Annotated in this window: 28 protein-coding genes and 1 pseudogene; 6 read left to right on the top strand and 23 right to left on the bottom strand. The window is 69.1% G+C overall.

The annotated features are described in order from the left end of the window. From DW306_RS01530 to DW306_RS01485, 10 genes and pseudogenes are all read right to left on the bottom strand, one after another. Positions 1 to 654: pseudogene (locus DW306_RS01530) on the bottom strand (phenylalanine--tRNA ligase subunit beta); the annotation flags it as partial. Beyond that, positions 654 to 1694, bottom strand: a complete 1041-nt coding sequence (gene pheS / locus DW306_RS01525) for a phenylalanine--tRNA ligase subunit alpha (protein WP_136053881.1) — start codon at positions 1692 to 1694, stop codon at positions 654 to 656. The pseudogene DW306_RS01530 and the gene pheS, both read right to left, overlap by 1 nt. A 51-nt stretch (positions 1695 to 1745) precedes the next feature. Further along, positions 1746 to 2693: an amino acid ABC transporter permease gene (locus tag DW306_RS01520; protein ID WP_136053880.1), complete on the bottom strand. Its 948-nt coding sequence runs from the start codon at positions 2691 to 2693 to the stop codon at positions 1746 to 1748. Beyond that, positions 2690 to 3337, bottom strand: coding sequence for an amino acid ABC transporter permease (locus tag DW306_RS01515; RefSeq protein WP_136053879.1), 648 nt, complete (start codon positions 3335 to 3337; stop codon positions 2690 to 2692). The genes DW306_RS01520 and DW306_RS01515 overlap by 4 nt, the downstream gene beginning before the upstream one ends. 62 nt (positions 3338 to 3399) lie before the next feature. After that, on the bottom strand, positions 3400 to 4311 hold the full coding sequence (locus DW306_RS01510; RefSeq protein ID WP_136053878.1) for a glutamate ABC transporter substrate-binding protein: 912 nt from the start codon (positions 4309 to 4311) through the stop codon (positions 3400 to 3402). A 58-nt stretch (positions 4312 to 4369) separates the two neighbouring features. Next, positions 4370 to 5116, bottom strand: coding sequence for an amino acid ABC transporter ATP-binding protein (locus DW306_RS01505; RefSeq protein WP_136053882.1), 747 nt, complete (start codon positions 5114 to 5116; stop codon positions 4370 to 4372). 272 nt (positions 5117 to 5388) lie between these two features. Continuing rightward, entirely contained in the window at positions 5389 to 6351 is a 963-nt protein-coding gene (locus DW306_RS01500; protein WP_136053877.1) for a TAXI family TRAP transporter solute-binding subunit, read from the bottom strand. Beyond that, complete coding sequence (locus tag DW306_RS01495; protein WP_136053876.1) at positions 6348 to 7724, bottom strand: ATP-binding protein; 1377 nt, start codon at positions 7722 to 7724, stop codon at positions 6348 to 6350. Before DW306_RS01495 ends, DW306_RS01500 begins: the two co-directional genes overlap by 4 nt. Before the next feature lie 3 nt (positions 7725 to 7727). Next, on the bottom strand, positions 7728 to 8399 hold the full coding sequence (locus DW306_RS01490) for a response regulator transcription factor (protein WP_136053875.1): 672 nt from the start codon (positions 8397 to 8399) through the stop codon (positions 7728 to 7730). Positions 8400 to 8437: 38 nt separating this feature from the next. Further along, a complete protein-coding gene (locus DW306_RS01485) occupies positions 8438 to 9250 on the bottom strand; it encodes an RNA methyltransferase (protein ID WP_136053874.1) in 813 nt (270 codons plus the stop codon). 58 nt (positions 9251 to 9308) lie between these two features. Between DW306_RS01485 and DW306_RS01480 the strand changes: the two genes are divergently transcribed. Beyond that, positions 9309 to 9761 (top strand): DUF2809 domain-containing protein, encoded by a 453-nt coding sequence (locus DW306_RS01480; protein WP_136053873.1) that lies wholly within the window; start codon positions 9309 to 9311, stop codon positions 9759 to 9761. An 8-nt stretch (positions 9762 to 9769) separates the two neighbouring features. Here DW306_RS01480 and rplT read toward each other — a convergent pair whose 3' ends face one another. The 3 genes from rplT to infC all read right to left on the bottom strand — a co-directional run bounded on the left by rplT (position 9770) and on the right by infC (position 11084). Then, positions 9770 to 10156, bottom strand: coding sequence for a 50S ribosomal protein L20 (gene rplT / locus DW306_RS01475; RefSeq protein WP_045252681.1), 387 nt, complete (start codon positions 10154 to 10156; stop codon positions 9770 to 9772). A 33-nt stretch (positions 10157 to 10189) separates the two neighbouring features. Continuing rightward, entirely contained in the window at positions 10190 to 10384 is a 195-nt protein-coding gene (rpmI, locus tag DW306_RS01470; protein WP_017828564.1) for a 50S ribosomal protein L35, read from the bottom strand. Between the two features lie 73 nt (positions 10385 to 10457). Continuing rightward, positions 10458 to 11084: a translation initiation factor IF-3 gene (gene infC / locus DW306_RS01465; RefSeq protein WP_136053872.1), complete on the bottom strand. Its 627-nt coding sequence runs from the start codon at positions 11082 to 11084 to the stop codon at positions 10458 to 10460. Between the two features lie 251 nt (positions 11085 to 11335). Here infC and DW306_RS01460 point away from each other — a divergent pair, with 251 nt between their 5' ends. Further along, on the top strand, positions 11336 to 11734 hold the full coding sequence (locus DW306_RS01460; RefSeq protein ID WP_136053871.1) for a DUF1844 domain-containing protein: 399 nt from the start codon (positions 11336 to 11338) through the stop codon (positions 11732 to 11734). A 191-nt stretch (positions 11735 to 11925) separates the two neighbouring features. Here the strand turns inward: DW306_RS01460 and DW306_RS01455 are convergent, their stop codons facing one another. The 3 genes from DW306_RS01455 to priA are packed head-to-tail and all read right to left on the bottom strand — an operon-like array spanning position 11926 to position 13901. Further along, complete coding sequence (locus DW306_RS01455) at positions 11926 to 12318, bottom strand: hypothetical protein (protein ID WP_136053870.1); 393 nt, start codon at positions 12316 to 12318, stop codon at positions 11926 to 11928. 22 nt (positions 12319 to 12340) lie between these two features. Next, positions 12341 to 13171 carry an SseB family protein gene (locus DW306_RS01450; protein ID WP_136053869.1) on the bottom strand — a complete coding sequence of 277 codons (831 nt, stop codon included), beginning with the start codon at positions 13169 to 13171 and terminating at the stop codon, positions 12341 to 12343. After that, a complete protein-coding gene (gene priA / locus DW306_RS01445) occupies positions 13155 to 13901 on the bottom strand; it encodes a bifunctional 1-(5-phosphoribosyl)-5-((5-phosphoribosylamino)methylideneamino)imidazole-4-carboxamide isomerase/phosphoribosylanthranilate isomerase PriA (RefSeq protein WP_136053868.1) in 747 nt (248 codons plus the stop codon). The genes DW306_RS01450 and priA overlap by 17 nt, the downstream gene beginning before the upstream one ends. A gap of 140 nt (positions 13902 to 14041) precedes the next feature. Here priA and DW306_RS01440 point away from each other — a divergent pair, with 140 nt between their 5' ends. Then, positions 14042 to 15580 carry an AAA family ATPase gene (locus DW306_RS01440; protein WP_136053867.1) on the top strand — a complete coding sequence of 513 codons (1539 nt, stop codon included), beginning with the start codon at positions 14042 to 14044 and terminating at the stop codon, positions 15578 to 15580. Between the two features lie 28 nt (positions 15581 to 15608). On the opposite strand, the gene hisH is transcribed toward DW306_RS01440, so the two are convergent. Genes hisH through DW306_RS01420 form a run of 4 tightly spaced genes read right to left on the bottom strand, consistent with a single transcriptional unit; the run spans position 15609 to position 18350 of the window. After that, positions 15609 to 16244, bottom strand: coding sequence for an imidazole glycerol phosphate synthase subunit HisH (gene hisH, locus DW306_RS01435; protein WP_136053866.1), 636 nt, complete (start codon positions 16242 to 16244; stop codon positions 15609 to 15611). Then, positions 16241 to 16858, bottom strand: coding sequence for an imidazoleglycerol-phosphate dehydratase HisB (gene hisB / locus DW306_RS01430; protein ID WP_136053865.1), 618 nt, complete (start codon positions 16856 to 16858; stop codon positions 16241 to 16243). Before hisB ends, hisH begins: the two co-directional genes overlap by 4 nt. After that, the gene (locus DW306_RS01425) at positions 16855 to 17940 is read right to left on the bottom strand and encodes a histidinol-phosphate transaminase (protein ID WP_136053864.1); all 1086 of its coding nucleotides are present in this window, start codon (positions 17938 to 17940) and stop codon (positions 16855 to 16857) included. The genes hisB and DW306_RS01425 overlap by 4 nt, the downstream gene beginning before the upstream one ends. 35 nt (positions 17941 to 17975) lie before the next feature. Then, positions 17976 to 18350: a LysM peptidoglycan-binding domain-containing protein gene (locus tag DW306_RS01420; protein WP_136053863.1), complete on the bottom strand. Its 375-nt coding sequence runs from the start codon at positions 18348 to 18350 to the stop codon at positions 17976 to 17978. Between the two features lie 288 nt (positions 18351 to 18638). On the opposite strand from DW306_RS01420, the gene lexA reads away from it, so the two are divergent. Both lexA and DW306_RS01410 read left to right on the top strand, forming a co-directional pair. After that, positions 18639 to 19325, top strand: coding sequence for a transcriptional repressor LexA (gene lexA / locus DW306_RS01415; RefSeq protein WP_136053862.1), 687 nt, complete (start codon positions 18639 to 18641; stop codon positions 19323 to 19325). 49 nt (positions 19326 to 19374) lie between these two features. Beyond that, positions 19375 to 21240 (top strand): prolyl oligopeptidase family serine peptidase, encoded by a 1866-nt coding sequence (locus tag DW306_RS01410; protein ID WP_136053861.1) that lies wholly within the window; start codon positions 19375 to 19377, stop codon positions 21238 to 21240. A gap of 8 nt (positions 21241 to 21248) precedes the next feature. Here DW306_RS01410 and smpB read toward each other — a convergent pair whose 3' ends face one another. The 3 genes from smpB to ftsE are packed head-to-tail and all read right to left on the bottom strand — an operon-like array spanning position 21249 to position 23744. Further along, entirely contained in the window at positions 21249 to 21725 is a 477-nt protein-coding gene (smpB, locus tag DW306_RS01405; RefSeq protein WP_116636349.1) for an SsrA-binding protein SmpB, read from the bottom strand. 58 nt (positions 21726 to 21783) lie between these two features. Then, entirely contained in the window at positions 21784 to 22698 is a 915-nt protein-coding gene (gene ftsX, locus DW306_RS01400) for a permease-like cell division protein FtsX (RefSeq protein WP_136053860.1), read from the bottom strand. Beyond that, positions 22695 to 23744, bottom strand: coding sequence for a cell division ATP-binding protein FtsE (gene ftsE / locus DW306_RS01395; protein ID WP_136053859.1), 1050 nt, complete (start codon positions 23742 to 23744; stop codon positions 22695 to 22697). Before ftsE ends, ftsX begins: the two co-directional genes overlap by 4 nt. 178 nt (positions 23745 to 23922) lie before the next feature. Between ftsE and DW306_RS21530 the strand changes: the two genes are divergently transcribed. Then, a partial coding sequence (locus DW306_RS21530) for a DUF2510 domain-containing protein (RefSeq protein ID WP_240747008.1) occupies positions 23923 to 24278 on the top strand: 356 nt, incomplete at its 3' end.

Genomic DNA, 24278 nt, shown 5'->3' with positions numbered 1-24278 from the left:
GTCGTCGACGATCGCCGTGTGCCCGCTGCCGGGCTGCAGTTCGGCGAAGTCGCGCGCGGCCGGGTCGCGGAAGTCCGCGCCGGTCGCGTGCGAGTACTCGCGTGCCACACCGCGGAGGGAGAACGCGTAGCCGCGGTCGGGCGTGACGTTGATCTCGACGGCGACGTCGTCGAGTCCGAGCAGCGCGATCGCGTCGGTGCCGACCGGCGCATCGATGCCGAGGTCGGCGAGCACCACGATGCCGTTGTGCTCGTCGCCGAGGCCCAGCTCGCGCGCCGACGCGATCATTCCGTCGGACACGTGACCGTAGGTCTTGCGCGCCGCGATCGGGAACGGACCGGGCAGCACGGCGCCGGGAAGCGTCACGACGACCTTGTCGCCGGCGACGAAGTTGTGCGCACCGCAGACGATGCCGCGGATGCCGCCGTTGGCCTCGCCGACGTCGACCTGGCACCAGTTGATCGTCTTGCCGTTCGACTGCGGTTCGGCCTCGAGCGAGACGACCTGTCCGACGACGACGGGACCTGCGATCTCGAAGCGGTGCACGTCCTCCTCTTCGAAGCCGACGGTCACCAGAGCCTCGAGAACCTGCTCCGGCGTCGCATCCGCTGCCAGATCGACGTACTCACGCAGCCACGAAAGCGGGACGCGCATCACACCACCATCCCGTACTGCTCGCTGAAACGGACATCGCCCTCGGCCATGTCGCGCATGTCCTGCACATCGCTGCGGAACATCAGGCCCCGCTCGATGCCCATGCCGAACGCGAAGCCGCTGTACACCTCGGGGTCGATCCCGGCCGCGCGGAGCACGTTCGGGTTGACCATGCCGCATCCGCCCCACTCGATCCAGCGCGCGCCGCCCTTGAAGGTCGGGTGCCACAGATCGAGCTCGGCGGAGGGCTCGGTGAAGGGGAAGTAGTTGGTGCGGAAGCGCATCTTGGCCTCGGGCCCGAACAGCTGCTTCGCGAAGTGGTCGAGCGTGCCCTTGAGGTGCGCCATCGTGATGCCCTTGTCGATCACGAGACCCTCGAACTGCGTGAAGACAGGAAGGTGCGTCGCGTCGAACTCGTCGGTGCGGTAGACCCGGCCGGGGCACAGCACGTAGATCGGCACCTCGCGATCGAGCATCGAGCGCACCTGCACCGGGCTCGTGTGCGTGCGCATCACGAGGTGACGCGAGGCGGGGTCGACGTAGAAGGTGTCCTGCTCCTGCCGGGCGGGGTGGTCGACGTCGAAGTTCAGGGCGTCGAAGTTGAACCACTCGTGCTCGAGCTCGGGCCCCTCCGCGATCTCCCAGCCCATGCCGACGAAGATGTCGGACACCTGGTCCTGGAGGAGCGTGAGCGGATGCCGGGCGCCGACGCGCGTGCGCGAAGGAACGGCGGTGATGTCGACGCGCTCGGCCTCGAGGCGTGCGGTGACCTCGGCGGCCGCGAGCTCGGCCTCCTTGGCGGCGAGGGCCTGCGTCACCTGACCACGCCCCTGACCGACGAGCTTGCCGAACGCGGCCTTGTTCTCGGGGGCGACCTGGCGCATCGACGCGTTGAGCACCGCGAGCGGCGATCCCTCGGCGACGTGGGCGGCGCGGGCGGCTTTCAGCTCGGCGGTGTCGGCGGCTGCGGCGATCGCCGCGAGCGCCGCCGAGACAGCGGCTTCGACCGCTTCCGGGGTGATTTCAGGAGACTCAGACACGAGAGACGAGTCTACCGGCGCGCGAGCGCCCCGCCTGCGCGGGCACGGCGGCTACGCGCCGCCCACCCCGCCTGCGCCCGTGCTCGTGCCGTCGAACTTGCCCGCCCCTCGTTGCATCGCGATCAGCTCGGTGTCGGTACCGCCCCCGTGGAGCCGCGGATCGTTCCCTCCCCCGGCATCCGGGGTCCCGCCCTGCAGCCGCGGCGAACGGCGGGTGCGGATCTCGAGCCAGCGTGCGATACCCGAGAGGATCAAGCACATGACGATGTAGATGCCGCCGATGACGAACGCCGACTGCAGGACAGGTCGACCCTGTTGCGAGGTCAGTTGCTTGGCGAAGTAGAGGAGTTCGGGGTAGGTGATGATGAATCCCAGAGCCGTGTCCTTGAGCGTGACCACGAGCTGGGCGACGATCACCGGCAGCATCGCCCGGATGGCCTGCGGCAGAAGGATCAGACGCATGACGCCGCTCTTGCGCAGACCGATCGCGTACCCGGCCTCTCCCTGACCGCGCGGGAGCGATTCGACACCCGCGCGGATCACCTCGGCGAGAACCGAGCCGTTGTAGACCATGAGCGCCAGCACGACGGCCCAGTACGGCTCCATCTTGATGCCGAGGACGGGCAGGCCGTAGTAGAGCAGCATCATGAAGACGAGCACCGGCACCGCGCGGAAGAACTCGGTGAGGACGGTCACGGGAACGCGAATCCAGGCGTGGTCCGAGAGCCGGCCGATGGAGAGGATGAAACCCAGGGCGATCGCGAGGATACCTGCCAGCGCGAAGGCGGCGAGCGTGCGGCCCAGAGCCCCGAAGATCTGGGTCCAGACAGCACTGAAGGTGAAGACGTACCAGCGGGAGGCGTCGAACTGGCCGCTCTCGTAGAAGCGGTATCCGATGAAGGCGAGCAGTGCGAGCACCACCACGACGGTGCCGACACCGATCAGGCGGTTCCGCAGGATCGCGCGGGGGCCGGGGACGTCGTACAGGACGGAAGTCATCGCGCGATCCTCCACTTGTTCTCGAGATAGCGCTGCAGCCAGCTGAGCAGCATGACGAGGGCGACGAAGATGACGGCCACCCAGAGGAGGACGACGAGGGCGTTCTCCCCGCGCTCACTCAGATAGGAGCGGATGGCGCCGAGTTCGACCACCGAGAAGCCGGCGGCGACGGTGGTGTTCTTGAGCAGGGCGATGAAGACGCTCATCATGGGCGGGACGACCGAGCGGAACGCCTGCGGCAGGATCACGAGAGTCATGACCTGGCCGAACGGGAGTCCGATGGCGCGCGCGGCTTCCGCCTGCCCGACCGGCACGGTGTTGATTCCTGCGCGGATCACCTCCGCGACGTAGGTGGCCGTGTAGATGCCGATCGCGAGGATGCCGAGCACCGTGGTGCTCAGCTTAGGGAGCCCGAGCTGCGGGTATCCGAAGATGAAGAAGAAGAAGACGAGGGTGAGCGGGGTGTTGCGGATGAGGTTCACGTACAGCGTGCCGACAGCGCGCGCGATCGGGACCGGCGCGACGCGGGCAGCGCCCACGATGATGCCGAGGACGAGCGCCAGCACACCTCCGCCGAAGAAGATCAGCAGGGTGTTGCGGATCGCAGTCCCCCACAGATCGAGGTTTCCGAAGATGACGTCCACGCCGCCTCCCCTTCCGGATTCTGAGGAGGGGGCGGCCGGGGAAGGCCGCCCCCTCGAGCCGATCAGTCGACGGTGGGCTGCGAGACTTCGATGCCCGACGAACCGAGGTTCTTGTCGAAGATCGCCTGCCAGATGTCGCCGCCGTCGGTGAACATCTTGTTGATGAACTCCTGCAGTGCGGCGTCGTCCTTCGCGAGGCCGACACCGTAGCGCTCTTCGGTGAAGGGCTCGCCGACGACCTTCAGGTTGTCGGGGTCCTGAGCGGCGTAGCCGATGAGGATGGCCTGGTCGGTCGTGACCGCCTGGACCTCACCGGAGAGCAGCGCCTCGACACATGCCGAGTACAGGTCGAACTCCTTGGTGGGAACCTCCGGGAAGTTGGTCCGGATGTTCTGGATGGGCGTCGAACCGGTCGCCGAGCAGACGGTGGTGTCGGCGGACAGGTCCGCCTCGCTCTTGATGTCCTCGTTGTCGGCCGCGACCAGCAGGCCCTGACCCGTGATGAAGTACGGTCCGGCGAAGGCGATCTGCTCCTTGCGCTTGTCCGTGATCGAGTAGGTGCCGACGTAGTAGTCCACGTCGCCGTTCACCAGGGCCTGCTCGCGGTTGGCGGAGGCGATCGGCTTGAACTCGATCTTGTCCTCGTCGTAGCCGAGCGAGGCGGCGATCCAGCGGGCGATGTCGACGTCGAAGCCGGTGCGCTCGTTCGTGGTCACGTCGAGGTAGCCGAGACCGGGCTGGTCCTCCTTGACGCCGATGACGACCTTGTCGCGCTCCTTGATGGCGTCGAACGTGGGGCTTCCCTCGAGCTCGACGTCGGAGGCGACCTCGAACCAGGTGGAGTCCTCGCCGCCCTCTTCGCCGCCGCCGGTGCCGGCGCCGGGGTCGGACGGGCTGCCGCTGTTGCAGGCCGTGAGCGCCAGCAGGGCCACCGCCGCGATTCCGATGCCTGCCAGTGTCCGTGTGCGTCGCATGTGCGTCTCCTTCAGTTGCTGTGTGTGCAGGGTCTGTGTGAACTTCGGGTGCAGAAGCTCAGTGGGTGAGGAGCTTCGAGAGGAAGTCCTTGGCGCGGTCGCTCTTCGGGTTCGTGAAGAACTCCTCGGGAGTCGCCTCCTCCACGATCCGACCGTCCGCCATGAAGACGACGCGGTCGGCGGCCTTACGCGCGAAGCCCATCTCGTGGGTGACCACGATCATCGTCATGCCCTCCTGGGCGAGTCCGACCATGACGTCGAGGACCTCGTTGATCATCTCGGGGTCGAGCGCGCTGGTCGGCTCGTCGAACAGCATCACCTTCGGCTTCATCGCGAGTGCGCGGGCGATCGCGACGCGCTGCTGCTGGCCGCCGGAGAGCTGTGCGGGGAGCTTCGACGCCTGCTGCGCGACGCCGACGCGTTCGAGCAGGGTCATGGCCTCTTTCTCGGCGTCGGCCTTCTTGAGTCCGCGGACCTTGATCGGTCCGAGCGTCACGTTCTCGAGGATCGTGAGGTGGGCGAAGAGGTTGAACGACTGGAACACCATGCCGACGTCGGCACGGAGGTGCGCGAGCCCCTTGCCCTCGGCCGGAAGCGCCTTGCCGTCGATGCTGATGCTGCCGCTGGTGATCGTCTCCAGGCGGTTGATCGTGCGGCAGAGCGTCGACTTCCCGGACCCGGACGGACCGATCACGACGACGACCTCGCCGGAGTCGACGGTCAGGTCGATATCGGTCAGCGCCTGAAAGTCGCCATAGTGCTTCTGAACGTTGTCGACCACGACGAGGGGCGTACCAGAGGTCATCATTTCTCCAAACTAGCCAGGTCGTGCGCACGGCTCCAGGAACGGCGCCGAGATTTACATGTTCGTGACACGGGATCGCACTCACCCGAGCGTCTCTGCGCGAGCGATCCACGGCCCGCCCCCGCGGGCCGTGGATCCGGTCCTGCCGCTGCGCTTCACCCCCGACGACTGCGAGCAGCGGGACCTCGATCGTGCACGATCGACCTCAGAGTGTCAGAGCACGGACGCCGTGTCAGAGTTCTTGAGGATTTCTTGAGAACGGGATCGGATGCTCAATCGCGCAGGTCGCGGTAGTACTCGACGGCTCCGGGATGCAGCGCGACCGGGCCGGTGAAGATCGCCTGCCGGCGGTCCAGCAGCGCCGCCGCAGGAACCTCTTCCGCGATGCGTGGACGGGCGTCGAAGAGACCGGCGAGCACATCGCGCACGACGCCGGGCGGAGTGGATGCCGACGTGACCAGGTAGTTCGGTACGGCCATGGTGGATGCCGACTCCTCCAGCCCGTACATGCCCTCCGGCACGTCCGCCGGACGGTACGCGTGCGAATACTCCTCGTTCACCTGGATCACCCAGTCCTGCTCGATCGGGAGCAGGCGCACCGGCATCCGCTCGGCGAGTTCCGCGATGCCTGGAGTCGGCAGTCCGCCCACCCAGAAGAAGCCGTCGATCTCGCCGTTCTCCATCGCCTCGATCGATCCGCTGAGATCGAGCTGCGGATCGCGCACGGAGGACGCGTCGACGCCTGCGGCGTCGAGGACGCGTCTCGCGATCACGTTCACTCCCGAGTTCTCGGCGCCGAGCGAGACGTCTCTCCCGGCGAGGTCGGCCACGCCGTCGATCTCGGAGTCTCCGCGCACGACGACGTGCACGTATTCGTCGTACAGCCGAGCGATCGCCTGGATCTCGAGGGGTTCCGGGAATGCCCCCGCTCCCGCCACGGCATCCGCGGCCGCATCGCCCTGCGCGAAACCGATCAGCGCCTCGCCCGCGTCCACGCGAAGGAGGTTGTCGACGGATCCTGCCGTCTCGTCGACCGACATCCGGATGTCGAGCGACTGCGAGAGCTCGTCCGCGAGATGACTCCCGTAGTCGAAGTAGACGCCCGTCGGCCCGCCGCCCGCGATCGTGTACTCCTCCCCCGTCCACTCGCCGGCGCGGGGCGTGCACGCCGCCAGCGCGCCCAAGAGCGTGAGCGCGACGAGCGCGGCGACGACGCGTCCTCGTGACCGGCTCACGACGTCGCCCCGTCGCCGATGAGCAGCGAGACGATCAGACCGTCGCCGTCCGCGGACGACACGGTCAGCTCGCCGCCGACGGAGGCCAGAAGATCGGTGGCGATCGCGAGCCCCAACCCCGAGCCGGGGATGCTCCTGCTGTCCTCGCCGCGCCAGAACCGATCCGCCGCCGATGCCGCCTGCTCTTCCGTCAGTCCGGGGCCCTGGTCGCGCACCGAGATCAGGCACACGTCACCCTCGCGCCAGGCGCCCACCTCGACCGTGGTGCCTGCGGGCGAGAACTTCATCGCGTTGTCGATCACCGCGTCCAGCGCGCTCTCCACGATCGTCCGATCGGTGACGCTCATCACCGACGCATCCCCGACTCGTCGGAGGGCGATCCCGCGCTGGCTCGCCACCTCCCGCCAGGCTTCCGCGCGCCGGGCGGCCAGCGTCGCGAGGTCGACGGCCGAGATCGTGGAGTCGCTGCGACCGCCGCGCGCGAGCCCCAGCAGCGTCTCGAGGATGCGCGCCATGCGGCGCCCCTCCTCACGCGTCTCCTCGACGTCGTCGCGCCACTCGCTGCCGAGTCCGGTGGCGAGATGCTCCACGCGCAGCAGCAGGGCGTTGAGCGGATTGCGCAGCTCGTGGGAGGCGTTCAGGGCGAACTCCTGCTGCCGCGTCATGACACGCTCGATCTCGTCGGCCATGCCGTTGAAGACCCGGGTCATACGTCGCAGCTCCGGCGGGCCGGTGTCCTCCGCGACGCGGGTGTCCATCTCGCCGCGCTCGATCGCGACCATCGCCTCATCCAGCCGCCGCACCGGCGAGAGCACCCACCGCGCCAACCGGAACACCAGGAGCACACCGAGCGCGATCAGCGCGATCGCGATCGCCGACAGCACGAGGATCTGCTGGAGGATCGCCGCGCGCGGCGCCGCGACATCCGCCGAGACCCGCACCGCGCCGATGACGTCGCCGTCGTCGAACACCGGCTCGACCAGCGCCGCATCGGTGAAGATCCACGGGAAGACGGCACCCGGCGGCTCGGCCCGGCGACCGGACAGCGCCAGCCGCACGCGCTCGGCATCGTCGTCCGAGAGCACCGCGGAGTCCTCCGCACCCGTGGCCCACACGCTGCCGGCGAGGTCGAACACCGTCACATCGATGCCGTAGACCTCCTGGAACCGCAGCGCCTCCGCATCGATCACCGCGGGGCTCCCCGACCTCAGCGACTGCCGGGCACTCGTCACGAAATACCCGAGATCGCCCAGCTGCTCGGCGTAGAACGCCTGCTGGACGCTGCGCGCCGCGCCCCATCCCGCAGCTCCCCCGAGTGACAGCAGGATCGCGACGAGCGGCACGAGGAAGACGATGATGAGGCGGCGACGCATCGCTCAGGACCCCGCGAGCCGATAGCCGACCCCGCGCACCGTCTCGATGAGACGCCGGTCGCCGGTCTTCTTGCGGATCGCACCGACGTGCACCTCGAGCGAATGACCGAAGCCGCGCCAGTCGGTGTTCCACACCTCGCGGATCAGGCGCTCCTTCGGGACCGCGACGCCGGGATACCGCGCGAGCACGGCGACGATGTCGAACTCCTTGCGGGTGAGATCGATGGCGCCGCCCTCGACGAGGACCTGTCGGCCCACGAGGTCGATCTGCACGTCGCCGCCGTCGAGCAGCACGCGCGCCTCGGATTCCGCGCGCATCGGCCGCGAACGACGCGTCACCGCTTCGATGCGTGCGAGCAGCTCGTGCACGTCGTACGGCTTCACGACGAAATCGTCCGCCCCCGCGCGGAGACCCATGATGCGCTCGGTGACCTGGTTGCGCGCCGTCACGATCACGATCGGCACATCGGAGCGGCCGCGGATGCGGCGGCACAGGTCGATCCCGTCGACATCCGGCAGCCCCAGGTCCAGCAGGACCACCTCGGTGTCGACACCCAGCAGCTCGAGCGCCTCGGCGCCGTCCGCAGCACGCACCGTGGCGTAGCCGGAGCGCGCGAGGAACGCCTCGAGCGCGGCAGCCACCCGCTCGTCGTCCTCCACGATCAGAATCCGCATCGACTCTGCTCCCCGCGATCCCGCATCGACCCGCCGCGTCAGCCCGGCGACGCCGCACGCTGGGCGAAGGCGCTCTCGTAGAGGCAGACGCTGGCGGCGGTCGCGAGGTTCAGGGATTCGGCCTTGCCGAAGATCGGGAGCTTGAGCACCTTGTCGGCGAGGGCGAGGGCATCCTCCTCGAGGCCACGGGCCTCGTTGCCGAACAGCCAGCCCGTGGGCTCGGCCAGGAGCCCGTCCGCACGCGCCTCGAGCAGGTCGTCGCCCTTCACGTCGGCGGCCAGGATGCGCAGGCCCGCGTCGTGCGCGCGATTCACGACATCGGCGAGGTCGCCGGCCACCGAGACCGGAAGGTGGAAGAGCGATCCGGTGGTGGCGCGGACGACCTTCGGGTTATACGGATCGACGGTGCGGCCGGTCAGCACGACGGCATCCGCACCCGCGGCATCGGCGGCGCGGATGATCGTGCCGAGGTTTCCGGGATCCCGCACCTCCTCGCAGATCGCGACCAGGCGAGGGGCCGCGGCGAAGATGTCGCGCACCGAAGTCGGCGTCTGCTGGACCACCGCCACCAGTCCCTGCGGCGTGACCGTGTCGGCCATCGCGTTGAGCACGTATTCGGTGACGTACTCCACATCGATCTCCGCCTCCGCGGCCTTCGCGCGGATGTCCGGATGCTTCTCCCAGCCGTTCGGCGTCGCGAAGAGCTCGACGATCGCCTCAGGACGGTACGTCAGCGCCTCACGGACAGCCTGCGGACCTTCGAGAAGGAACAGGCCGGTCTCCGTTCGAGCACTGCGTTTGGTCAGCTTCGCGACGGCACGGACTCGGGGGGAGCGGGGGTTCTCCAGCACGATCACAGTCTAGAAGGCGCACGGCCGGTTCCCTGCACCATCGGGATATGGTGCGTCCATGACGAACGCTCCCCCAGCGTCCCGCACCCGCCGGCGGGTCGCCCTCGCCGTCCTCGCCGCGGTGACGGTCGGTCTCGGGCTGCTCGTCCATCGCCGCGTCGGCGGGACGATCGGCGACATCGCCGGCGACGCCCTGTACGCGGTGCTCCTCTACCTGCTCGTCGCGCTGATCGCGCCGCGAACGCGTCGCCCGGTGGCGGGAATGATCGCCTTCGCGGTGTGCAGCGGCGTCGAGCTGCTGCAGCTCACTGCGCTCCCGCGCGCATGGGCCGCGGTCTTCCCGCCGACCGAGCTCGTCCTCGGTTCCGGCTTCGACCCTCGGGACATCATCGTGTACGCCGCGGCCGTCGCCGCGGCATCCGTCATCGACAGCGCGGTCACGCGAGTCTTCGCCGGCACGTCATCCGGAAACGCCACAGGGCGCCCTCCCGAAGGAGAGCGCCCTGTGTGAAGAGGTGCTTACGCAGCCGACTTCGGAGCGTTGACGTCGGAGGGCAGAGCCTTCTTCGCCGTCTCGACCAGCGTCGTGAACGTCGCCGCGTCGTTGACCGCGAGGTCGGCGAGCATGCGACGGTCGACCGTGACACCCGCGAGGCCGAGGCCCTGGATGAAGCGGTTGTAGGTGATGCCGTTCTGGCGTGCCGCAGCGTTGATGCGCTGGATCCAGAGACGACGGAAGTCGCCCTTGCGCTTGCGACGGTCCCGGTACGAGTAGACCAGGGAGTGGATGACCTGCTCCTTGGCCTTCCGGTACAGACGCGAACGCTGTCCACGGTATCCGGACGCGCGCTCGAGGATGACGCGGCGCTTCTTGTGGGCGTTTACCGCCCGCTTGACTCTTGCCATTTTCCTGTGTTCCTATTCGTGCGTTCGGGCGCGTCAGCGGCCGAGAAGCTTCTTCGCGACCTTGGTGTCAGCCTTCGAGAGCACCTGGTCCTGGTTCAGACGACGGGTGCGACGGCTCGACTTGTGCTCGAGGTTGTGGCGCATCCCGGCCTGCTGCTTCTTCAGCTTGCCGCTGCCGGTGATCTTGAAGCGCTTCTTAGCACCCGAGTGGGTCTTCTGCTTCGGCATCTTCTCTTCCTTCGTATGGCGCCTTCTCAGGCGACGGTGTCAACCCGCGGTGCGGGAGTTCTGGGGGCGGGATCTACTCCGCGGCGGCGGCGGCCGGAGCATCCGACTCGCTCTTGGCCTCGCGGGCCGCCTGCTTGTTGGCGGCGCGCTGTGCTTCGCGCACGGCGTTCTGCTCCTGCTTCGCCTCGGACTTGCTCTTCAGCGGTGCCACGACCATGACCATGTTGCGACCGTCGATGGTCGGGTTCGACTCGACCGTGCCCAGCTCGGCGACGTCTTCGGCGAACTTGCGCAGCAGACGCACACCCTGCTCCGGACGCGACTGCTCGCGACCGCGGAAGAGGATCATCGCCTTGACCTTGTCACCGGCCTTGAGGAAGCCCTCGGCGCGCTTGAGCTTGGTCGTGTAGTCGTGCGCCTCGATCTTCAGACGGAAACGGACTTCCTTCAGGATCGTGTTCGCCTGGTTGCGGCGAGCTTCCTTTTCCTTCTGGGCGGCCTCGTACTTGAACTTGCCGTAGTCCATGATCTTGACCACGGGCGGCTTCGAGTTGGGGGCAACCTCGACGAGGTCGAGATCGGCTTCCTGCGCAAGGCGCAACGCGGCCTCGATGCGGACGACGCCGATCTGCTCACCCGCGGGACCGACGAGGCGGACCTCGGGGACGCGGATGCGCTCATTGGTGCGGGGATCGCTGATAGGTGCTCCTTAGACGATGTGATTCAGCCACCGCGACGCTCTCTGCGTCACAGCCGAATTCGGAATCGTCCCACCCGCCGGCATTCAGACACCGGCTCACACCCTGCTACCGGCTCGATCTCTCGATCGGAACCGGCGGAGTGCTGGACCCGGTAGCCTTGAACGGCAAGCGCGGGTGGGAAGTGAATCCTCTTTCGTTCCGGAGCATGACGCTCCGGAGCCCGCCAAAGTCTAACAGAAGGCAAGGCGAAGTGACGAACCAGGCACCGGACGATGCTGCACGCGAGCGCGAAGAGCGCTGGGCCCGACAGGAGGAAGCGGCGTCATCGGCCACCCGGGACATCGCCGACGTCCCGGCCGTCGAGGTGATCACGACCGCCGCCGTCCACCTGATGAGCGCGGCCGCCGTGAAGCTCGGGCTGGCCGACGACCCGGATGCCGCCGCGCAGCTCGACCTCGACGAGGCACGCAAGCTCATCAACGCCCTCGCCGGACTCATCACCGCCGGCGCCCCCGAGATCAGCGACATGCATGCGCGCTCCCTGCGCGACGGACTCCGCTCCCTGCAGCTCGCGTTCCGCGAAGCCTCCTCGATCCCCGACCCGATCGGCAAGGGGCCCGGGGAGAAGTGGACGGGGCCGGTCAACTAGAGGTCTTGGTCTCTGGGGTGGGTCTCATGGGGGCGGGCGCAGCGCTCCCGCCTTCGCTCGCAGAGCGGGGTCCCTCCCGCTCCGCGGGCCCCTCCCGATGCTCGCTCACGGCGGGATCGCTGCGCCCTCAGGTTCCGGAACCGTGACGCGCCGTTGAATGCGGGCGGGAAGTACGAGATTGCGCTTCGGGGTCAGGGTTCCACGATCAGGGGCGGGGCCGTCGAGGGGCCCCCGCACTGCTCGGTGGAGTGAGTCCAGGAGATGTCGTGCTCCTGCTCGGCGAGGAGGGTGCCGTCCGGGGCGAAGACGCGCGCGGTGACCTCATCGGACACGGACATGAAGAGGAATTCGCCGGGCTCCTCCCCCGCGAACGGGACGGTCGGATCGGTGGAAGGCGTCTCCTGGCCGTCGGGGCCGGCCGAGCATCCGCCCGGGACGCACAGCTGCACGAAGACGTCGTCGCCGTAGGCGCCGGCATCCACCGTCAGACGGCTGATGTAGCCGATCGCGGGGCACGCGGTCGCGCAGCCGGTGAGTGACAGGCCGACCAGCGCGGTCAGGATGACGGCCGCTGCTCTGCGCATGATGTCACCCTACAGAATCGGATCAGGCGCTGCGGCGGAGCTTCACCGTGAGGGAGTCGGCGAGCACGGCGATCCGATCGTCGGAGGCCCAGCGCTGAGCGAGGCGCGACAGCACGGCGTCGAGCACCTCGCGCTCCAGGCCGTCGATCAGCTCGAGGATCACGATCAGTTCCGGACCGCGAAGACGAGCATCCGGATCTCCGGCCGCCACCGCGACATCGATCACGGCGAGCTCGTGCGCGACGCTCTCCTGGAGTGCGCCGAAGACCTCGGGCGACAGGAAGCTCGGCTCCCAGGCGTGACCCTGCGCGACGGCCCACACCGCGGGGCGGCGGATGACGAACTCCGTGTCGGACGTCGGATCGAGCACGATGAGGTCGGTGTCGTCGGCGGATGCCGCGAGAGCCGCCCTCGTCGCCTCCACCGGAATCGGGCGTGCCGCGGCATCCCACCTCTGCATGGACTCGACCGAGGAGAACACCGGCTGCACGCGGCGGCCGTCCGGCGCGGCGACCGTGACGATCGAGAGCTCCTGCGTCTTGTCGACGGTCAGTCCGGTCGGGCCGACGCCCTCGTCGCCCTTCTCGGCGACGAGGGGGATCAGGACGCGTGCAGAGCGGAACGCATCGACCACCTCCGCTTGGGATCCGTCGCCCGCGCGGAAGCGCAGCAGGGCGTCGAGCAGGGCCGGATCCGCCGAACCGTCGTCACCGGTGTGCGGATTCGACTCGAAGCTGCGGCCCTCCCAGGGGACCCCCGCGGAGTCGGCGTGGTTCGCGGAGTCGGCGTGGTTCGCAGAGTCGGCGGCACCGTGTCCGGAGTCGCCGTGACCGTCGTCAGTCCCCTGCGACATCCAGCGCCTCAGCCAGCGTGAACGCCCCGGCATACAGCGCCTTGCCGACGATCGCTCCCTCGACGCCGAGCGGTACGAGCTGCCGCAGCGCGACGATGTCGTCGAGGTTCGAGATGCCGCCCGAGGCGACGACCGGCTTCGGAGTGCGCGAAGCGACCTCACGCAGCAGCTCGAGATTCGGACCGCGGAGGGTGCCGTCCTTCGTGACATCGGTGACGACGTAGCGGCTGCAGCCGGCATCCTCCAGGCGGTCGAGCACCTCCCAGAGGTCCCCGCCCTCCTTTGTCCAGCCGCGCGCGGCCAGTGTCGTGCCGCGCACGTCGAGGCCCACGGCGATCGCCTCGCCGTAACGGCCGATCACGTCGGCCGCCCACTCGGGGTTCTCCAGAGCCGCCGTGCCGAGGTTGATGCGGGTCGCACCGCTCTCCAGAGCCGCCTCCAGCGTCGCGTCATCGCGGATTCCGCCGGACAGCTCGACGTTGACGTGCTTGAACTGCTTGATGACCTTGCGGAGGATCGGAGCGTTGCTCCCGCGACCGAAAGCGGCATCGAGGTCGACGAGGTGGATCCACTGAGCGCCCTGCGACACCCACTCCCCTGCGGCATCCAGCGGGTCGCCGTAGCTCGTCTCGGTTCCTGCCTCGCCCTGCGTCAGCCGGACCGCCTTGCCGCCGGCGACATCGACCGCGGGAAGAAGGGTGAGCGAGGGGGACTGCGCGAAGTCGTTCATGGGTTCCTAAGCTCGGAAGTTCAGATCCGTGGTCCGGCACACCCGTCTCGGACGCACGAGAACTGAGGGTACCGCGCGCGAGGGCGGCCTCCAAATGCAGCGAAATGCGCCCGGAAACGCAGGAGCTAGGCTGAAGGATCATGTCCGGACCGCACGAAGACTCCACGCCCGCCGAGGCCACGCCCGCCGGCGACACGCCGCCGCTCGTCGACTCGGTCCCCCTCTTCCCCTCCGACGTCCCTCCGGTGCCCCCGCTGCCCGCGCAGCCGCCGTATCGCCGGACGCGAGCCGCGGCCCGTGAAGAACGCCGGGCGGAAGACCGCGACGACGACTTCCCGGAGGACACCGTACCGAGGCCGCCCGCGCCGTCTCCGGCGTCACCCTCGCCTTCCCCCGCCGCGCCGTCGCCTTCGGGAGTCGTGTCTCCTCCTCCCGTCACGTCGGCGCCGGCCTCTCCTGCGCAGGTGTCGCCTCCCCCGGTCTCGCCTGCCCCCGTCGCCCCGGCGCCGGCATCACCCGCGCCCGTCTCGCGGCCGGTCGATTCGCCGACGCCCGTACCGTCGGCGCCGATCACCTCGGCCACTCTCGCGTCCGGCCCCTTCACGTCGGCACCGCCCGCGTCGGCACCGCCCACGTCGGCACCGCCCATGCCGTCGCCCGGCACGCCCGCGTTCACGTCGCCTCCGCCCGCCGGCATTCCGGCCTTCTCCTCGGCGGCGGCCTCGCCGCCCGTGACCGAGCCCGCGTCGCGTCGCGCGCTGCGCGAACGGAGCTCCTTCCTGCAGCAGGAACGTCCGGAGGAGCCGGCGCGCGAAGGCACGCGCGGCGTGCTGAACCGCCTCGGCTTCCGCGTCCGTCCGTCGGCCCACGAGCAGTCCTCGCGCGACGACGAGCTCGCGGTGAGCCAGCACTGGCCCGGCCCGCGGACGATCGCCGTCGTGAACGGCAAGGGCGGCGCCGGCAAGACGCCGACGACGATCCTGCTCTCCGCCGTCTTCGCGCGCTACGGCGGCGCGGGCGTGCTGGCCTGGGACAACAACCAGACCCGCGGCACCCTCGGCTGGCGTACCGACGCCGGACCGCACGATCGCACCCTGCTGGAGCTGCTCCCCGAGGTGGGCCGTCTGCTCGGAACCGGCGCGCAGTCCGCCGACCTCGCGCAGTACATGCACCACCAGCCCCGGGAGAAGTACGACGTGCTGCGCTCGAAGCCGATCCGGCTCGCACACGAGAACCGCCTCAGCCCCGACGACGTCGACGCGATCCACGCCGTGGCGGCGAAGTTCTACCGCCTCATCATCATCGACTCCGGCAACGACGAATCCGACCCCATGTGGCTGCGGATGATCGATCACGCGGATCAGCTCGTCGTGGCGACCACCACGCGCGCCGATCATGCCGAGGCCGGAGCGCTGCTGCTCGAAGCCCTCGAGGATCGCGACGAGCGCTCCGCGCGTCTCGCTCAGCAGTCCGTGGTCGTCGTGTCGCAGGCGGATCCGAAGGCGACGCCGACAGAGATCGAGAACGTCGTGAGCGGATACCGTGCCCTGGCCCGCGACGTCGTCAGCGTCCCGTTCGACCACGAGATGGTCGACGGCCACCTCCGCTACGGGGCGCTCGCGAAGCGGACGCAGCGCGCCTGGCTGGCCGCCGCGGCATCCGTCGCCCGAGGGTTCTGACCGCGCGTCCGTTCTCCGGAGGTACGCGTCAGAGGCTCTCGACCCAGTTGCGGAGCAGCTGGATGCCGGCCTCTCCGGACTTCTCCGGGTGGAACTGTGTGGCGGACAGCGGGCCGTTCTCGACGGCCGCGAGGAACGGATCGCCGTAGTTCGTCCACGTGAGCACCGGCTGCGGGAACGGGGGGATCACGTCGAGCTCCCACGACTGCGCCGCGTACGAGTGCACGAAGTAGAAGCGCTCGTGTTCGAGTCCGCGGAACAGCACGCTGTCGGCACCGGGCTCGACGGTGTTCCAGCCCATGTGCGGGAGCACCGGCGCATTGAGCTCGGTGACCGCGCCGGGCCACTCGCCGAGCCCCTCGGTGTCGTGACCGCGCTCGACCCCGTGGGCGAACAGCACCTGCATACCCACGCAGATGCCGAGCACCTTGCGTCCGCCGGCGAGGCGACGGTCGATGATCTCATCTCCGCCGTGCGCGTGCAGCGCGTCGCGGACGGCTTGGAAAGCCCCGACGCCCGGCACCAGGAGCCCATCGGCTTCGAGCGCCTCCTTGCGGTCGCGCGTCAGAACCGCATCCGCGCCGGCAGCGACGAGCGCTTTGACAGCCGAGTGGACATTGCCCGACTCGTAGTCGAAGACGGCGACCCTGGGTGCTCGGCTCACAGCGCACCCTTGGTGGACGGCACGCCGTCGACCAGCGGGTCGAGGGCCTTCGCCTGGCGGAACGCGCGGGCGAACGCCTTGAACTCCGCCTCGGCGATGTGGTGCGGGTCGCGTCCGCCGAGCACGCGCACGTGCACGGTCAGGGCCGCATTGAAGGCGATCGCCTCGAACACGTGACGCACCAGTGAGCCGGTGAAGTGTCCCCCGATGAGGTGGTGCTCGAAACCTGCCGGTTCACCCTCGTGCACGAGGTACGGACGCCCGGAGATGTCGACCACGGCCTGGGCGAGCGCCTCGTCGAGAGGCACCAGAGCGTCGCCGTACCGGGAGATGCCGGACTTGTCGCCGAGGGCCTGGAGGATGGCCTGGCCGAGCACGATCGACACGTCTTCCACCGTGTGGTGCGCGTCGATATCGGTGTCGCCCGAGGCGCGCACGGTGAGATCGGTCAACGAGTGCTTCGCGAACGCGGTGAGCATGTGGTCGAAGAACGGCACGGAGGTGTCGATGTGCGACGCACCGGTGCCGTCGAGGTTCAGCTCGAGCTCGACGGTCGACTCCGACGTGCTGCGCACACGGCTCGCGGTGCGCGGGTTCTGGACGAGGGTGCTCATGATGCCGATCCTATCGAGGCCAGGGCATCGAGGAACGCCGTGCTCTCGGCCTCGGTGCCCGCCGTGACCCGCAGGTGCCCGGGGATGCCGACGTCGCGGATCAGCACGCCGCGGTCGTAGAGCTGCTGCCAGGTCGCACGCGGGTCGGCGACCCCGCCGAAGAGGACGAAGTTGGACCACGATTCATGCGGCGTGTAGCCGAGGGCCTCGAGCGTCGCAGAGATGCGGTCGCGCTGCTCGACGATCTCTTCGACCATGCCGAGCATGACGTCGGAGTTGCGCAGCGCCGCCACGGCCGCGGCCTGGGTCAGGGCACTGAGGTGGTACGGCAGGCGCACGAGTCGCAGCGCGTCGATGAAGGCGGGGTCTGCGGCGAGGTAGCCCACACGCGCGCCGGCGAAGGCGAACGCCTTGCTCATGGTGCGCGAGACCGCAAGACGCGGACGGCCTTCGAGGAGCGACAGCGCGGATGCCGCGTCGCGCGGCGCGAACTCCTGATAGGCCTCATCGACGACGACGATGCCGCGCGCGACCTCGTACACCGCGTCGATGACGTCGAGCCCGAGCGGAGTGCCGGTGGGGTTGTTCGGCGAGCACAGGAGGATCACGTCGGGGTCGAGCGCGCGAACCTGATCGGCGGCCTCTTCCGGGGTGATGGTGTAGTCGGGCTGTCGGGTGCCGGCGATCCACCGAGCGCCGGTTCCCTGAGCGATCAGCGGATACATCGAGTACGTCGGAGCGAAGCCGAACGCCGTGCGCCCCGGACCGCCGAACGCCTGCAGGATGTGCTGGAGCACCTCGTTCGAGCCGTTGCCCGCCCAGATCTGATCGGCGGTGAGACCGTGGCCGAGGTAGTCGGCGAATCCCTCGCGCAACGTCGTGAACTCGCGATCGGGATACCGATTCACATCGCGAAGCGCCACGGCGATGTCGTCGAGGATGTCGCTCGCCACGGCATCCGGCACGGGATGCGTGTTCTCATTCACGTTCAGCGCGATGGGCAGCGGCGCCTGCGGGGCACCGTAGGGCGTGAGCCCGCGCAGGTCATCGCGGAGCGGGAGGGCGTCGAGTGAAGAAGTCACCCTTCCATGCTAGGCCGCGTGCCCGCCTCGTGAATTCAGTCCGCGTACTGCGCCGGGATCGCGAGCTCCTGGCCGATCTGGAGCTCTCCGCCGCGGAGCATGTTGAGACGGCTGATCTCGCCGATGACCTCGCGCGGGTCGGCCGTCGGCGCGACGGTGCTGGCGATCGACCACAGCGTGTCACCGGGCATGACGGTGACCGTCTCGAAGACCGCGGTCGTCGCGGCCTCGTCGGCACTCGACGCGAGGGCGCTGCCTCCGCTGATCGCGGCGAACGCGATACCGAACGCCAGCGGCACGGAGGCGAGGGCCAGCAGCACAGCCCGACCACGCGCGGTCAGACGCAGCCGTGACTGCGTCGCCGGGCGTGCCGGGATGACCGTTGCGGTGCTGAAGCTGATGCTGCTCATGTCGGGCTCCTTACCCTGTCCCGTCGGCCGGAGCCGGCGGAGAAGTTGGCGTAGCGTTCGCATTCGCGTCTCGGCCGGGAGCCGTGAATGCGAAGCTACGTTCCGAAGATATCTTCGAGTTCGAACATCTGTCAACTGTTCTTCGAAATCGGATCCGCGAATCTGCCGACACGCTCGAACAGATCTTCCAGATCGGGCCGTTTCTCGGATACGGTTTCGATACGAACACCCCACCACGGACCTCCGACATTCGAAGAGGAACGCCGGATCGCGTACTGAAGGAGCATCATGAGCGAGAACTCAGCCCCGGAGCAGGAGGCCCCTCGGACGCGCCGTCGGAAGAGCCTCAGCCCGAAGCAGATGGCGATCCTCGAGGTCATCCAGACCTCCATCGCGCACCACGGCTACCCGCCGAGCATGCGCGAGATCGGCGACGCGGTGGGGCTCAAATCCCTGTCCAGCGTGACCCACCAGCTCGGTCAGCTCGAGCTCAGCGGCTACCTGCGCCGCGATCCCGGCAAGACCCGCGCCATGGAGGTGCTGATCGACCTCCCCGGCACGAGCGCGGAGAATCCGGCAGACGTGGCCACGCCCGTCGGCGACGCGGCACTCGTGCCCCTGGTCGGGCGGATCGCGGCGGGAGTCCCGATCACCGCCGAGCAGCAGGTCGAGGAGATCTTCCCCCTCCCCCGCCAGCTCGTCGGCAAGGGCGATCTGTTCATGCTCAAGGTCCAGGGCGAATCGATGATCGACGCCGCGATCTGCGACGGCGACTGGGTCGTCATCCGCTCGCAGAACAGCGCGGAGAACGGCGAGATCGTCGCGGCGATGCTCGACGACGAGGCGACCGTGAAGACCTTCCGCCGCCGCGACGGGCACACGTGGCTCCTCCCCCGCAACTCGGCGTTCGAACCGATCCTCGGCGACGAGGCCACGGTGCTCGGCAAAGTCGTGGCGGTGCTCCGCGCCGTCTGACCACGCCGCTCCGGCATCCGCCGTCCGCTCTCCCGCCTAGGCTCGGAACATGTCGTCCTCGTACGGTTCCTGGCCCTCCCCCTTCTCGGCCGCGTCCGTCGCGGCATCCGCCCCGCGCATCGACGGCGCCCGGTTCGTCGGCCAGGAGGTCTGGTGGGGCGAGTCCGTGCCGGCCGAGGGCGGCCGCGTGACGGTGCGCAGTTCGAGCGGTGCGGAGATCCTGCCCGGGCCGTGGAGTGCACGGTCGCGCGTGCACGAGTACGGCGGCGGAGCCTGGACAGCGGATGCCGAGGGCACGCTGTTCTTCGTCGACGCCGGCGACCAGCGCGTGTACCGCCTCGCCCCCGACGCCCGTCCCGTGCCGCTGACTCCGGCCGGCCCGTCGCACGGAGGGCTTCGGCTGCAGCACGGACGGCTGCTGGCGGTGCGGGAGGATCTCGCCGCCACGCCGTCGAGCCGCGCGATCGTCGAGATCCCCGTCGACGGCTCCGGCGCCGACGACCCTGCGGCCGTCCGCGTCTTCGTGCAGGGCAGCCCGTTCTTCGCGCACCCGGCTCTCTCCCCGGACGGCGCCCACCTCGCCTGGGTCGAATGGAGCGGCGCGCGGATGCCGTGGGAGAGCGCCCACCTGTCGATCCTCGCGCTCGATGACCAGACCTTCACGCCTGTCTCGACTGCGGCCGCCCTGCAGCCCGAATGGGTCAGCGAGACGGAGCTGCTGTACGCCGACGATCCCCGCGGCAGATGGCAGCTCCAGCGCTTCCGTCTGGATGCCACGACGGCGCGAGGCGACGCGGCGGAGATCACGTCGACGGATGCCGACACCGGATACGGCCTGTGGGTGCTCGGCAACCGCTGGTATCAGCCGCTCGCGGACGGCCGGATCGTCGCCGTGCGGACCAACGGTCGCGATGAGGTCGTCGAGATCGCCGCCGACGGCACCACCCGCACGCTCGACATCCCCGGCGACGGGCATGTCAGCGTCGACGACGTGTCGGGCTCGCGTGTGCTGCTGTCGGGGAACAGCTCGACGGCCTCGCCCGGCGTCTGGACCGTCGAGCTCGACTCGGGCGAGGCCGTGACCGTGACGGGCGGCCGGCCCGTCGACGCCGAGTGGATGCCTCCTGCAGCGCCGATCCTGGTCGAGGGGGCCCATGGCGCGGTCCACGCCTTCGCGTATGCGCCCGCGAACCCCGAGGTCGATGCACCCGCCGATGAGCTGCCGCCGTATGTGGTATTCGTGCACGGCGGCCCCACCGCGCACGTCACGGGCGCCGCGTCCGCGGCGATCGCCTTCTACACGAGCCGCGGCATCGGCGTGCTGGACGTGAACTACGGCGGCTCGACCGGGTACGGCCGCGCCTACCGCGATCGCCTGCACGGTCAGTGGGGTGTCGTCGACGTCGACGACGTCATCGCCGCCGCCCGTGGTCTTGCGGAGGCCGGACTCGCCGACCCCCGGCGCATCGCGATCCGCGGCAGTTCCGCGGGCGGCTGGACCGTCTTGTCAGCCCTGGTCCGCGGTGGCACGTTCGCCGCGGGCATCAGCCGCTACGGCGTCGCGGATCTCCGGATGCTGGCGGAGCACTCGCATGGCTTCGAAGAGCACTACATCACCGGGCTCGTCGGTCCGCTTCCCGAGGCCGAGGCCCTCTACATCGAGCGATCGCCCCTGTCGCATGCCGACCGCATCGATGTGCCGGTGCTGCTGATGCAGGGTACCGACGATCGCGTCGTGCCGCCGTCGCAGTCGGAGGCGATCCGCGACGCGCTCACGGCGAACGGCGTCGACCACGAATACGTCGTCTACCCCGGCGAGGGGCACGGCTTCCGCAGCGGGACGACGATCGTGAACGCGCTGGAACGCGAACTGGCGTTCCTCGGGAGGGTGTTCGACTTCACGCCGAGCCCCTGATCGCGGGACTACTCCCCGACGCGGTTGCGCAACCGCATGGCACGGTCGGCCTCGCGCGTGTCCTGACGCTCGCGCAGCGTCTGGCGCTTGTCGTACTCGCGCTTGCCCTTCGCGAGGGCGATCTCGACCTTGGCACGGCCGTCGGAGAAGTAGAGCTTGAGCGGGATGAGGGTGTATCCACCGGCAGAGACGGCATGGGCGATCTTCTCGATCTCCGCACGGTGCAGCAGCAGCTTGCGGATGCGCTTCGCCGAATGGTTCGTCCAGTGGCCCTGGGAATACTCCGGGATGTGCACGGAGTCGAGGAACACCTCGTTGCCCTTGACGAACGCGTAGCCGTCGCTGAGATTCGCACGCCCCTGGCGCAGCGACTTGACCTCGGTGCCGGTGAGCACCATTCCCGCCTCGTACGACTTCTCGATGTTGTAGTCGTGACGGGCGCGACGATTGGTCGCGACGACCTTCTCCCCGCGTTCCCTGGGCATGATGCTCCTGCTCTCTGTTGTGGCCAGCCCACCAGCCTACATCAGCGGCGGGCCGGCCTCAGGTGCGCAGCCAGCGTCGGATCGCGAAGCCCGCCGAGAGCGCCGCGAGGATCACCCCGATGCCGATCAGGACCGGCACGACGAGCGCGGCATCCCCCATGGTGATCCATGTGGTGATGAAGGGGACTCGTCCCCGCAGATAGCCGTTCACGCCGAAATGCACGCCGGCCACGACGGCCGCGCTGGCCAACGCCGAACCCAGGAAGGCGGCGAACACGCCCTCGAGCACGAACGGGGTCTGGATGAAACGGTTCGAGGCGCCGACGAGACGCATGATGCCGATCTCCTTGCGCCGAGCGTATGCCGACAGGCGGATGGTCGTGCCGATCAGCAGCGTCGCCGCGATGAGCATCAGGACCGCGATACCGACGGCGATGTAGGTCGCGACGGTCAGTGCCGAGAACAGCGGTTCGAGGTACTGGAGCTGATCCTGGACCTGTTCCACCCCCGCCTGCCCGCTGAAGGCTTCGGCGAGCACCTGGGATTGTCCCGGATCCTTCATCGTGACGAAGAAGACCTCGAACGCCTGGTCGGGCGCCAGCACGCTCGCCTGCTCCGCGCCGAGCTGCTCGACGAGCTTCTGGTAGGTCTCCTCTTTGGTGTCGAACGTCATGGAGCTGATCAGCGGCGACAGCGCCTCGCCCTCGAGCTGGGCGCGGACTGCTTCGACCTGCTCTTCGCTGGCCGCGCCGTCGACGCACGTCTCCGCCTCGGAGACCTCCGAGCACATGTACACCGCGACCTGGGCGCGCTCCGCCCAGTAGCCGCGCATGACGCCGATCTGCGACTGCATCAGGATCGCCGCACCCACGAAGGTCAGCGACACGAACGTGACGAGCACGACGGAGATCACCATCGAGATGTTGCGCCGGAGGCCACCCAGGGCCTCGGTCAGGATCAGGCCGATTCTCATGAGGTCGGGCCCACTTCCTCGGCGTCGTCGTCGGACAGGCCGAGTCGGTCGGCGACCCCGAGCTCTGCGACGTCGACCTGCGGAAGCACGATGGGGTGCGTACGCGGACCGACCGCGGCCGGTGTCTCCTCGATAGCCTCGGCCGTCGTCGGCTCCGGATCCGGCTCGGGGGCGGAGACGGGCACGGGAGCGGGTGCCGGAGCGGATGCCGCGGCCTTGCGCTGGGCGCTGAGCTCCTCGGCGAGAGCCGCGCGGACCACGGAGAGATCGGCGGTCTGACGCTGCACCTCCTGCACGGCGGTCAGCGCGGCGGCCGCCGCGGCCCCGCGCACCTCCTCGGGCACGAGGCGCGGGATGTTCGAGGTGTCGCCGTAGCCGCCGTGCACCTCGTCGCGCACCATCTCGCCGTCGCTGAGCTCGATCACGCGGCGCTGCATCGCGTCGACGAAGCCGGCCTCGTGCGTGGCCATCAGCACCGTGGTGCCTCCGGCGTTGATGCGTGCGAGCAGCTGCATGATGTCGACCGAGGTCGCGGGATCGAGGTTTCCGGTCGGCTCATCCGCCAGCAGCACCTGCGGGCGGTTCACGAGCGCGCGGGCGATCGCGACGCGCTGCTGCTCGCCTCCGGACAACTCGTGCGGCATGCGCTTCTGCTTGCCGTCGAGGCCCACGAGGGCCAGCGCCTCGGGAACGGCCTGCTGGATGAACCCGCGCGAGGACCCGGTGACCTGCAGCGTGAAGGCCACGTTCTGGTACACGGTCTTCGACGGCAGCAACCGGAAGTCCTGGAACACCGAGCCGATGTGACGCCGGAAATACGGCACCTTCCGGTTGGCGAGCGAGCGCAGGTCGCGTCCGAGCACAGCCACGCGACCCGATGTGGGCACGTCCTCGCGCAGGATCAACCTCAGACAGGAGGACTTGCCGGAACCCGAGGCGCCGACGAGGAAGACGAACTCTCCGCGCTGCACCTCGAAGTCGACACCGGACAGGGCGGGCTTCGACGTCCCGCGGTAACGTTTCGTGACGTTCTCGAACCGAATCATGGCGCTACGAGCCTAAGCGCGGCCTCTCGCCTGGCCGCGAGCGACACCCCGCACGGCCGATGGCACAATGGGCATTCCTCCCCAGGGAATCGGCCCGATCGACGTCGTCTCCCACTGCTATACATGGAGTGGCGGTGCACGCGATTCCGCGCGCGCCGAGGACTTCGAGGGGGACACCATGACGACACCTGCCGGTTGGTACGACGACGGATCCGGACGCCAGCGCTGGTGGGACGGCCAGCAGTGGACCGAGCACTTCGCACCCGAGGCGCCCGCCGCACCCGAGACGGCCGCGGCTGCCGAGGCCGACGTTCCTGACGTTCCCGCCGAGCCGCAGCTTCCCGAGACGCCCGTCGAGCAGGCTCCGGCCGCGGAAGAGACCCCGACCGCAGCAGAGGCTCCCGCCGAAGCACCGCTCGAAGACACGGTCATCGCTCCTGAGGCCCAGCGGGACTGGGCGGCTCCTGCCGCCGACGATGCGTCGCAGGCGGCGGCGTTCGCCGCCTCGGGCGCCACCGCCCCCACGACGCCCCT

The organism is Microbacterium sp. K24 (assembly GCF_004794465.1).
GTDB lineage: Bacteria > Actinomycetota > Actinomycetes > Actinomycetales > Microbacteriaceae > Microbacterium.
The sequence above is the reverse complement of the archived record's forward strand: the minus strand, read 5'-3'. Positions and strand labels throughout refer to the sequence as shown.